The organism is Secundilactobacillus muriivasis (assembly GCF_054785195.1).
Map to the genome: position 1 here is coordinate 67,287 of NZ_BAABMI010000019.1, position 12,054 is coordinate 79,340.

The 12,054-nt window shown below is 48.9% G+C and carries 8 protein-coding genes; all 8 read right to left on the reverse strand.

The window, feature by feature from the left end; translation table 11 throughout:
• Nucleotides 1-26: 26 nt before the first annotated feature.
• The 8 genes from ACYVR3_RS05750 to ACYVR3_RS05785 all read right to left on the reverse strand — a co-directional run bounded on the left by ACYVR3_RS05750 (nt 27) and on the right by ACYVR3_RS05785 (nt 11,688).
• Nucleotides 27-2,090, reverse strand: a complete 2,064-nt coding sequence (locus ACYVR3_RS05750) for an alkaline phosphatase family protein (RefSeq protein ID WP_461243460.1) — start codon at nt 2,088-2,090, stop codon at nt 27-29.
• 654 nt (nt 2,091-2,744) lie between these two features.
• Complete coding sequence (locus tag ACYVR3_RS05755) at nt 2,745-4,841, reverse strand: ABC transporter ATP-binding protein (RefSeq protein ID WP_461243461.1); 2,097 nt, start codon at nt 4,839-4,841, stop codon at nt 2,745-2,747.
• A gap of 3 nt (nt 4,842-4,844) precedes the next feature.
• A complete protein-coding gene (locus ACYVR3_RS05760; RefSeq protein WP_461243462.1) occupies nt 4,845-6,581 on the reverse strand; it encodes an ABC transporter ATP-binding protein in 1,737 nt (578 codons plus the stop codon).
• Between the two features lie 698 nt (nt 6,582-7,279).
• Entirely contained in the window at nt 7,280-7,930 is a 651-nt protein-coding gene (locus tag ACYVR3_RS05765) for a histidine phosphatase family protein (RefSeq protein WP_461243463.1), read from the reverse strand.
• Nucleotides 7,931-8,053: 123 nt separating this feature from the next.
• On the reverse strand, nt 8,054-8,842 hold the full coding sequence (gene comA / locus ACYVR3_RS05770; protein WP_461243464.1) for a phosphosulfolactate synthase: 789 nt from the start codon (nt 8,840-8,842) through the stop codon (nt 8,054-8,056).
• Between the two features lie 134 nt (nt 8,843-8,976).
• Nucleotides 8,977-9,864, reverse strand: coding sequence for an ABC transporter ATP-binding protein (locus ACYVR3_RS05775; protein WP_461243465.1), 888 nt, complete (start codon nt 9,862-9,864; stop codon nt 8,977-8,979).
• Nucleotides 9,861-10,913: a taurine ABC transporter substrate-binding protein gene (locus tag ACYVR3_RS05780; protein ID WP_461243466.1), complete on the reverse strand. Its 1,053-nt coding sequence runs from the start codon at nt 10,911-10,913 to the stop codon at nt 9,861-9,863. The genes ACYVR3_RS05775 and ACYVR3_RS05780 overlap by 4 nt, the downstream gene beginning before the upstream one ends.
• Entirely contained in the window at nt 10,906-11,688 is a 783-nt protein-coding gene (locus ACYVR3_RS05785; protein ID WP_461243467.1) for an ABC transporter permease, read from the reverse strand. The genes ACYVR3_RS05780 and ACYVR3_RS05785 overlap by 8 nt, the downstream gene beginning before the upstream one ends.
• Nucleotides 11,689-12,054: the final 366 nt, after the last annotated feature.

The following is a 12,054-nucleotide window of genomic DNA, read 5'->3' on the forward strand; positions in this document are numbered from 1 at the left end:
AGTTTAAGGCGCAATTGATGCAAAAACTAGTCCTCAGTTAAAATCTGGTAAATTGGCGCCCCCTCGCACTGTTCCGGAACGTGAGTCCCTAGTAGGGTTGCAATGGTTGGTGCCACATCCACCTGTCGAATCACCCGTTCAGTGGTGTAATTGGCCTTAATACCCGGTCCGGCAGCGACGAAGGTCGGCGTGACGGAAGTGTTAAAGTAGCCTTCTGCCGTTGATAAACCATCCCCGTGCAGTCGGTTAAAGCCTTCGTTAACGGTGAAGAAGATATCACCCGCCTCATCACCGTTAGTGCCGAAGACAACAGCGTCCTTATTGCGAACGGCTAATCCAACTACCCGTTTACCGGTATCTGGATCGCGGTAGTTGTAAAGATCTGAGATCACTTGTTCTTCCAACTCATATTTATCAGCTGGATCAACGATTCCGTGCTTGTCACGGCCCTTTACGTTAATGTAGATGTAATTACTCCGAATCTGGACGGCCGTGGTTTTTTCCCAGTCAACTTCATCAAGTTTATGCCCATCGGCATCCGTTTTCAGTGTCGTATACCCGAGTTTCTCCATCACTGACACATTCAAACCGCCGTACTCACCCAGAATTGGCGGTACGTTTTCACCGACCAATAGACCGTGATCGGAAACAACGAAAATTGTGTATCCTTCATCCAAGAAGTGCAGGAATCGACCAATGTAGTCGTCAGTCTGTTTGAAGACCCGTTCAATGAACTGTTGGTAGACTTTTTCATCGGTATTTTTCCAAGGGGCTAACGTTTTGCCGAGGTGCCAGAGTTGGTGGCCCGCACAGTCTACGTTGTGTAAATGACTAAAGATGGCGTCATATTGGTGATGCTGAAGGAGATATTCTAGACAATCCGCTTGCCACTGACAATAAATATCCCATGACGGAATAAAAATTTCCCGAACCAGTTCAGCATCTTCCCCACCAATCAAACTAACTGGCGGTACGGGACCAACGTTTTTCACGATATCGTCAAATAACGCTTCATCCGACCACAACATGTGATTCGTCACATCTAGGGCATTACTGATCCAGAAACGCAGGTTTTGCCCGTCAGGTGAAAGTTCCAAGATTTTATAGGATCGGCAGCACGGCTTCGTCTGACCCTTTTTCGTCACGTCATCCACGATTTCTGACACCATTTCACCCTTTGGAATAACCGCAAATGGTTCGGCATCCGCCTTAGTATGGTAAAGTGCTACGGCATCGTAATCACCAGATTCACCCTTAGTGATCAGGGCAATCCGCGTTTCAGTCCCGCCGGAAACAACGAAGTGAAATTCTAAGGCGTCCTTAGGCGCGTTCGCCCAACCTTCAGCAGGCTTTATCCCCGTAAAGAATTGATCATACGCCACTTTAGCGCCAATCATCATTTCGGTATCGTCCAATGTCTTGATATAGGTCCGGATCTCATTACCTTCGCGGGACTTATCACCCCACCAGAGTTCCATCATCTCATCATCTTCATCAGACGGCGCGCTGTCTGGCGTTTTCAAAACCTCTTCTAAATCGGTAATGTTACACCCAACGCCAGCAGCTTTATCGGTGTGGGCCGTAAAGTGATCGCGTTCGACATCAGCGTTTGCGTAAACGATTTTTTCCCAATCCATTTGAGCAACGCCCATGTTGACGGATCCTGGTTGGGTACCATCAACCACACTCAGTAACGGACTCTTTGAAGTTGGTGGCCATGAACATCCTGGCCAGTGCCAGACCATCGTTTTCTTACCATTCTTAGTTGTTTCGTTCCAAATCGGTTCGGCTTTACAATTTCGAGAATCCATATTGTAGACCACCGCATCCAAACTTTCCGGCGCCTGACGCCAATAACAAGTAATGCCGTGTGTCCCAGGATATGTACCCGTCGCTAACGTTGTCCAACAAGGTGGCGTAATCGTTGGAACGGCGCCTAGCAGTTTAATGCCTTGGTGGGCAGAGCCCCGTTCGAGGTATTTTTTTAAATTCGGCATCTTACCTTCAGTCACTAAACGGTTTGCCGTTCGAGAATCCATGCCATCGATTCCGAGAACGATCACTTTATCAGTTCGTGGTTTTTCGGTCATATTAAAGCCTCCAGTTCTTCTGCTATCAATCGGCGCTCAGTGGGGATTGCGCTCGTTAGATTAGATATTATTGGCGGAAGCTTAACGAGAACTTAAAATGACAGTTTTTGGTATCTGTTTGGTTATGGTTGATGCCGTGGTGATGGGATTGGTTGAGAATTGTTAAGAAAATTAAAAGGCCGGGGCGTTGGCGCTTGGCGGCGTTTGGTGTTACCGGGTGGTGCTGGCGACGTGCTTTGCTACTACGGTTGTTTCGGCTCGGTTTGCGCTGACTCATTTCCGCAGGTTATTAACCTTGTGAAGCCTTCTTAATTAATTTCTTTCTGGCCGCCACGCCGAAACGCGTGAAAAAAATCAGAAGCTTGCACATAAGGCCCCCATCCCTAACCCCCGAAGTTCAGGCTTTCGTATTACTGAGTGGTGCTGGCGACGTGCTTTGCTATTACGGTTGTTTCGGCTCGGTTTGCGCTGATTCGTTTCGCAAGCCAGTTATTTGTGTGAAGCCTTTTTAGTTAACCACTTTCTGGCCACCACGCCGAAACGCGTGAAAAAAATCAAAAGTCTGCACATAAGGCCCCTCTAGCTAAACCCCAGGTTCGGGGGTTTAGCTAGAGGGGCCTTATGCTCCGACTTCTAACCGATTTTTTTCACGCTCTACTCAAACACAAACTGATTATGATAAAGTTCCGAATAAAACCCACCAGCTGCAACCAGCTCATGGTGCGTGCCTTCTTCGATGACTTCACCATCCTTCAGCACAACGATCTTATCCGCGTTTAGAATCGTCTTCAACCGGTGGGCAATCACGAAGGATGTCCGGCCGGCGATGGCTGCTTCCATGGCGTATTGAATCTGTTGTTCCGTCACGGTATCCACGTTTGACGTGGCTTCGTCCAAAATCAGGATTTCTGGGTTGGACAGAATCGTCCGCGCGATTGAGATTTGTTGCTTTTGACCAACGGAGAAGACGTCGTTACTGTCATCCACGTGGGTCTCGTACTTGTCCGGTAAGCTATCGATGAACTCGTGAATGTGGGTCGTTTTAGCAACCGTAATCACTTCATCCATCGTGGCGTCTGGTTTCCCAAACCGGATATTATCCGCAATCGTACCCGAGAACAGCACGGATTCTTGCAACACGATGCCGACCTTTGACCGGAGACTATCCAGATCAAACTTTCGGATGTCGATGCCATCGTATTTAATGACCCCGTTATCCACGTCGTAGAACCGATTCATCAGGTTCATGACAGTGGTCTTCCCAGAACCAGTTGGCCCAACTAAGGCCACCATCTGGCCCTTCTTCACATCAATGTTAACGTCTTTTAAGATGTGTTGATCTGGCAAATACCCAAAGTCAACGTGTTCAATTTGGATCCCATCGCCGACTTCCTTGAAGGGTTCACCATTTTCAGGGCGCACTTCTTCGGGTTCGTCAAACATCACGTTCAACCGAGTGGCACCGGTGATGGCCAATTGGAGCTGACCAAATGATGATGAAATCTGCATGATTGGGTTGTAGTACTGTTGTGCGTATTGGATAAACGTCACGATTAACCCCAACGCCGTAGCGGTGCTCATCGTTGAATCGTTCAGCACTAACTTGGTCCCAACGAAGATCACCAACGCGGTCGTCAATAATTGGAACCCATTCATCACGGGCATGATCATCCCTGACCAAGCTTGAGCAGCAAAGGTTGATTTTTGAACCTTGTCGTTACGAACGGTAAAGCCGTCAATAGCATCTTGTTGCTGACCTTCAACGATGATCGCCTTTTGGCCGGAAATTTTTTCGTCCATGTAGGCGTTCAACGTACCGACTTCGGCTTGTTGGCGATCGGTGTATTTTTTAGCTTGGGTAATAATGATCACGGCACACAACACCGCAACTGGGGTGGTCGAGACCGTTACCCATGCCAGGCTGACGTTTTGCCGGAAGATCATGATCAACACCCCAACGAACAGGGCAAAGTTGGTCGTGACGTTCACAGCAGCTTGGTTCAACGTGTTTTGAATGTTATCCAAATCAGAGGTGAACCGCGCCAAAATATCACCGTCTTCATGCCGGTCAAAGTAGGCGATCGTCAAGCGTTCCAACTTACCAAACAAGCCTTTACGCATCCGGTTAGTTGAGTGACCAACGATCCGGGTGAACAAAATCGTGTACAGCAATTGGGCAACCCCGGTCATGACGTAGAACGCCAACAGGAGCCACATCGACTTGAAGAACGTCACCTTACTTGCCGGGTTCGACACCGCAACGCTGTGTAGCGTGTTGATGGTCGTCCCGTGTGGCAGTGATGACAAGATTGAAGCCGGCACGTTGCTGTTAGTCAGTTGGTGCCAGTCGTGTGGCATGGCAGCCATTTGTTGCAGGCTGTGAATCGTCGTGCCCTTTGGTAGGCTCGACAGCACTTGAGCGGGCACGTTGCTATCCGTCAATGACTTCCAGCCAATCGTGTGGCCGGTTGCTTGACTCAACTGAGTAGCAATGTGTTGCAACGCATCTTGCGATGAAACGGCCCCGGCTGCGATCTTCTTCAGCGCCTTAATGGCTTCAGGCGCATGCTGGTGCGTGAAGAAGTTGCCGACGTAGTTTGTTAAATGCGTGATGGCATCCCCCATGATCACCGGCGCCTTCACTTGCAGGTAGGTGGCGGCAATCACGAAGATCGCGATCACGAGAAATTGTAGTTTGTATTTTTTAAAATACAGGTAGAAGAATTTAATCGCTCTAGCAGTATCATTCATTGATTAGTCCTCCTTCGCCTTTTGCGTGTCGTAGATCTTGCGGTAAACGTCAGAGGTTTCAACCAACTCGCGGTGATTGCCTTGCGCAACCAGGCGACCTTCGTCCAGTACCAAAATCGTATCAGCGTGAACTACTGATGAAATCTTTTGAGCGATAATGATCGTGGTCGTCCCCTTTAACTCGCGGTTAAAGGCGTCTTGAACCAGCTTTTCAGAGTGGGCATCCAACGCTGAAGTTGAATCGTCCAAAATCAGTACCTTTGGCTTCTTGATCACACCACGGGTAATCGATAACCGTTGCTTTTGACCACCAGAGAAGTTGTTGGCCCGTTCTTCCACTTCCGCATCGTAACGTTGTGGTAACCGGTCGATAAATTCCGCGGCTTGGGCAATTTTAGCCGCCCGGTCCATATCAGCATCGGTGGCGTTTGCGTTCCCCTGCTTCAAGTTCCCGGCAATGGTCCCGGAGAACAGGATGGCTTTTTGCAACACGATGGAGATGGTGTTCTTCAATGTGAGTTTAGAGACGGTTCTCAAGTCCTTACCGCCCACTTCAACCGTCCCCTCGGTTGGATCAAAGAGTCGGGGAATCAGTTGCGCTAACGTCGATTTTCCGGCACCGGTCGCCCCAACGATCCCGACCATTTGACCTGGTTCGATGTGGAAACTGATGTCCTTTAAGGTTGGCGTTTCATCGTTTGGATAAGCAAATGACACGTGGTCAAAGTCCACGGAACCATCCAAATCTTCGCTATCTTCAGTAATGAAGGTCATCGACGTCTTCGTGTTCAGTACTTCGTTGATCCGGCCGATCGACACGAACCCCCGAGAAGCAAACATTGACACCATCCCACCCATAATAATGGCAAACATAATTTGCATCATGTATTGAATAAAGGTCATGATACCGCCCAATTGATCCTGAGCGTACGATGCAGATTGGGTGATATTGGTTGAAATCAACCAAATGGCAACGAAGATCGCCAACTGGGAGATGACCGTAAAGGCGGGAATCATCGTGGCAAAGGTGTACCCAACCGCTAAGTTGTGCCCCAGCAAGTCGTCTGATTCCTTATCAAACTTCTCAGCCTGACTCTTTTCTTGCACGAAGGATTTGACCACTCGTGCCCCACGCAGGTTATCCCGCGCAATCGCGTTGATGCGATCCATTAAATGTTGGAACGCACCAAAATGCGGTCCCATCGAACGCATCGACAGGCCCGTGACCATCACGATCAAGACCACCATCACAATGATGATCCACCAAAGCTGTGGCATTGTAATAATCGAGAGCACAAAGGCCCCTACGAATAACAGTGGAATCCGAATTAAAATCTGGAACGCCATCATCAGGAGCGTTTGCACCTGAGTGATATCGTTGGTCATCCGCACGACGAGGTTCGCCGATTGGTATTTTTCAATATCTTCATATGAGAACGTCTGAATCTTACGGAACGTCATTTCCCGCAAGTCCGCTGATACCGACTGGGCAATTTTGGCGGCGGCTAGCGTGTTGAGCACTGAGCCAATCAAACCGATCACCGCGATGCCAATCAAGGCAACCCCGTAACCACTGACCTTGTCGATCTTATCGGACGTTGAAAGCGACATGTTGGCCATGACGCTTAAGATACTTTTCATAAAACTGGGTTGCCACAACGCGGCCCCCACTTGGAGCAGCATTGTGAGCAACGCTGCGGTGATCAGCAGTTTGTACCTGCCGATTGCCTTCATCAACATACTATTGTCCTCCCCTTTAGCACGGTCTCGTGCACCTAGTCGGCTCCCCCTCAGTCGTTGCCCGGCACAGTTCAGTGCATACAAATGGTGATAACGGACGCCTACAATGGGTCAAAAACGCCAGTTATCACGACTTGGTTGGGCTTTATTTTTTTTACGATTAAACAGAGCAAGATGTATTATCCGCTAACGCTTCTTAAATGTAAAGCATAAATGCTATCACAAAATTGACGTTGTGCACGACCTTGACTACTTGGTCAATTAAACCCGATTTTGGCGGTGTTGTAAATAGCGAGTGCGTAAGTGGTGTAATTATGTTATTAAGCGGTGCGCTTACGTTTGTGTCCAGCGTAAGTGTGCGGAGCGAGACGGGTTGAGAGCAGTGTGCAAGGCGACATCGGTGAAGGCGCCCGGGCCTGGCGGGTTTACCGATGTCGCCTTGCATGCAGCTCTCAGTCTCGCGCAGCACCATTCGGCGTGGTGGTCAGAAAGCGCGTAGTTGACAAGTTCTTACAACTTCAGGAACCCTGGAAATAACAGCCAAAGTGACGCCGAATTTTGTAGCCTGAGAGCGCCGGTTTTCACGCGGCTTTGGCGAGCGAAGCGATGACAAACAGCCTTCACCCAAAATCCGCCCAATGCTTACGCTGGACAAAAACGTCAACAAAAAAAGAGACCACCACTGGCCTCTCCATCACCTATAAAATCGAAACATTGCCTTCATTCAAATCAACTGCATCCAAATACGCGGTTTGATTATAAACATCCAGATACATGCCATCATCTCGCACACCCAAAATCGATGTCGACAAATTCTTCAATCCCAGCAAGTGTTCGTTACCAGTCGCGGCCTTAATCCCCAACTGACTAATGCCACCGTGAGAAAAAATCAGCGCGTTCTCGTCCTCGCCTAGTTCCTCCGCAATCGTCCGAAGCGCATCCGCATACCGTTGCCGAGCCGCGTCAAAGTCTTCCACACCAATTGCTGCCAACCGGGGATCATTTTCACGCCGGGACAGTTTGCCAAACAGTTCCCGGTCACTGGCAATCAACGACTCCCGAGTTTGACCTTCCCACTGCCCAAAGGACAGCTCAGCTAATCCGGCAACTGCTTCGATACCGTCAATCGGTTGTGATAACCGCAACGTAACCAATTTAGCGGTATCCATCGCCCGTTCGATTGGACTAGCGTAAACTTTCGCAAACTGGTATTGATCCAAATACCGCGCTAACTGCTCATAGCCGGTCAGGTCATCCGTCAACAACGGACTATCCGCACCGGCGCCCTGGAGCCGCTTTTCAAGGTTCCACTGCGTCTTACCATGACGAATAATAAATAATCGTTTCATATCGTATAGCGGGACAACACCTTACCTGTCCCAACCTCCTTTGATTAAGACAAAGCGCTTAGAAAGCTCACTGCTCCCTAAACGCTCTGCCTTCTCTTCTATATTATGGTAATCGTCCGTCACCTAGCGCGCAAGGTTCGCCGCTGATTTAATTTTGCCTAACGTGTCACCACGAAGGCCCCGCCGAAGCGTTGCCAGTGAAATGGCGTCTTCTGTAGCAATGTTGCCCATGTTAACCTGCGGACCGTATTTTAAAATCAACGCCACTTGTTGGGCCTTCAATGGGGCCTCGAAAATCAACTTATCGATACCGTTTTCGGCCAACAAGTCGAGTTCGTCCACCTTGATGTTACCGTTGTTGTCGTAAATGCCGATGTTCTTTCCGGCCTCACGGGCTTCGAGAATCACGTAATGTGAGCCAGCAGACAAGTCAGCGTTGATAATAGCGACCCGTTCAGCTGGGGTTAGCTCGTGATCCAAGTCGGGGTTCTTCTTACCCACCTCGGAGATCACGAAGAAACCAGCTTCTCGCGCCTTAATGATTAAGTCGTGACGAATGTCTGCCGCAACAGTCGTCGAGCCATCGCTAACCTCGATGCCTTTAAACCCTAAAGCCTTGGCTTCATCTAAGAAAGCGTCGTATTGGTCATTTGCCAACGCCGCTTCCAGTAACGTGCCACCGGGATAAGGAATCAACCCAGCCGCCGCATACCGCGCCGTTTTGGCCATCACGAGGTTCCGGTCCATCACCGCGCTGGTGCCCCAGCCGAACTTCACGAAGGTGATCGCGTCACCGGCCGTGGCAATCAAGTCGTCCACGGCGTTGAGTCCCAAGCCCTTATCGAGAACCATCGTCTTGCCCATCGGAATCGTTGTTTCACTGGTTTGGTTTAAAAAATCGAATGCTTTCATTGGCAAATGCCTCCACTTTCTTGGTGCCTGTCTGGTTATCGTACTGTTAGTTTAGTGAGCAACTCTTAAATGAAGCTTAGAGTTTTCTCATAATTTCATGGCAATTTCACGATTGATTAATTTCTGAAATCTTTTCACTGCCCGTTGATCAACTTCAAAATATACTGTCGGCGTTCCCCAAACTCCGGCGTATACCGCACTGACTGAGACTGATCGCCAATGAGTCGTGTCGTAAAATCGGCTGAAAAATCAGCAATCACCCGTCCCGGATGCTTTGACATCACTAAAATATGGGTTCCTAGCAATAGCGCTTCGTCTACGTCATGGGTAATGAAGAAAATCGTTTTCCCGGTTTCATGCCAGATTCGTCGGACCAACGTTTGCATCTGTTCACGTGTCAACGCATCCAGCGCGCCGAACGGTTCGTCCATCAACAAGATATCCGGATCATTGATCAGCGAACTCGCAATGTTGGCACGTTGTTTCATCCCACCGGAAAGCTCATAGATGCGCTTGTCCCCGAATTCGGTTAACCCAACTTCATTTAAGTAGTAATCGACGTCCGTTTTGATCTGAGTTGAATCAACGTGTTTCATCTTAGGACCGAAAGCGATGTTATCGCGCACCGAGTACCAATCGTACAATGGCGCATTCTGGAAAACAACGCCACGCTGCGCATCAGTCCCCTTAATCGGCGTTTGATTCAGTAACACCTGACCCTCGCTCGGTGCCATGAAGCCGGCTAAAATATTGAGCAGTGTACTCTTACCACAACCACTCGGTCCCATCACACAAACGAATTCACCCGGGTAAATTTGAAGGTTGACCTCGCCCAATGCCGGAACGGTCTGTTTACCATTTTGGTAGTTCATCGCAACGTGTTGAATATCCAACAATGGTGCCTCATCCGTTGTTAAACCTTTGGCTGTTGTCGTTTGATGCTCAGTAACTGGTGCCGCTGATTTTGCTGCAATTGCCTCGGCTGCAACCGCTTCTGGTGTCACAATCTTAGTTTCACTCATTTGCCAGTCTCCTTTCCTAACGCCTCTGCCAGATAATCGTTATCAACCGTTGCACTCAGGGTCTTGCGTGACGGCACGGTGGTGATATTTTCCTGTAGTTTATGGAATTGGGCGGTTAACTGAAGCGTTTCGACCAATGACCCACTACCCGTTCCGGTTAAGCTGCTTAACTGCTCACTACCCGTTAGCCAGTGGTTATCTTCAATTTGTGCCTTAGCCGCTGCTTTTGAAATGCCTTCCCAACTCGCAACGTCCGCAATTGCGCGCTGAGGATTCGTTTTGACCAATTTGCCCACCGCCAGCATTGCCTTGACGTACTGTGCCACCACCTTCGGATACTTAGTCATCATATTATTAGTGGCAACCGCGATTTCAGGAATTGAAATGCCCTGCGCTGCAAGCTGACCATCACTTGTGATTACCGTCCCGGTCTTTTTGATACTATCAAGACTAGGACTCCACGTGTAGGCCGCATCGATTTCTTTTCGTTTCCAAGCGGCAACGATGTTTTGGCCGGACAAATCTTCAATCGTCACATCCGACGTGCTGAGGCCCGCTAATTTTAACGCCTGTAACAACGCATAGTGGGAAGTTGTGCCAGCAGGAACCCCAATGGTTTTCCCTTTCAGATCCTTAACCGATTTGATACCAGTTCCGTTGCGAGCAACCAACGCTTCGATTTGGCCACCCTCGGTGTACGGCACCGCAACCGCCTTATAGCTCACACCATTGACTAGGCCCAGTGTAACCGGTGATGAGCCAAACGAAGCAAGGTCTAATGTATGCGAGATGAAGGCGTTATTGATATCAGTTCCCGAAGAATACGTGGTCACTTTGACCTTCGTTTTAATGTATTTTTGTAAATACCCTTCTTTAGCTAAAATGGCCGATTCAGGACCACCTTCGATGATGCCAACGTTAACGGTGGTTGGATAAGCACTCGTTTTGTTGGCTTCGGCCGTCCCGGAGGTTGATGAACACCCCGTTAAAATCAACAACAGCGTCATCATGAGACCAACGAAACTCACGATCGTCAATTTTCTAAGCATGGCGTTCCCTCCCACCGATCATCTGGTGTTCCAGCAGTAACAAGAGCTTATCAAGCACGATCCCGGTGATGCCCATTAGGATAATACCCACAAAGACCACATCGCTTCGCAGATACTTGGAAGCGTCCAGCACCATCCAACCGATTCCGGAAACGGCCGCTACCATTTCGGCAGCCACTGATGTTGCGTAAGCGATACTCATTGCATTTCGCACCCCAACAAAAACCTCGGGCAACGATGCGGGCAAAATAACGTGGACGAAAATCTGCCATTGGTTGGCACCCAACGTTCGTGCATGATTAATGTAATCGGGATTGACTCGGGTCACGCCCGAAACGCAGGAGACAAAAATCGGTGCAAAGGCGCCAAGAAACAGTAAGAAAATCTTCGACGCATTACCAGTCCCCATCCATAGAATAATGATCGTATAGTAACCCAAAGGCGGCAGTGGTCGAATAAACGCAATAATTGGTTCAAATACCGCGCGAATCTTTTCCGAATAACCACTCAATAACCCGATTGGAATGGCAGTAACTGCGGCCAACCCGAAGGCGATAAACAGCCGTTGCAGGCTCGCCCACATGTGTCCCCACAACGAGGTCCCCTTGTAGCCATCTTGCAATAGCTGAACGAAGCAGGTCCAAATCTGTCCTGGCGACGGGATGATCAATTGCGATACTTGGTGCTGATATGTAATCGTGCTCCAAACCAGTAAAATCACCGCGACCGTGATGATGCTGATCCAGTACTTCTGTTTAAATGCTTTGATAGTCATCAAAATCCTCTCTATTTAGAACGCAACTTAGGCATCCTGCTCAAAGTCGTTCTGTTCGTTGTAGTTACGCTACAGTTTTTTGATATTGAATAGGTTTGATGATAACGGGGGAACCTTAACTTGGACTTAAAACAAAGTTTGGTTAGTGTCTGGCGTAACGATCAACTTTCCTTGGTTGCTGTCAGACTGTTCTTTTAACTCCTACACTGATTATCCAGATGGTTGCGAGACTTCATCGAATTATGCTGTGTGATTAATATAAAGAAACTACTGTCGTTTGTATCCAGCGACAGTGTGCGGAGCGAGATGGGTTGAGAGCAGTGTGTAAGGTGAGTCCGGTGAAGGCGCCCGGGTTTGGCGGGTTTA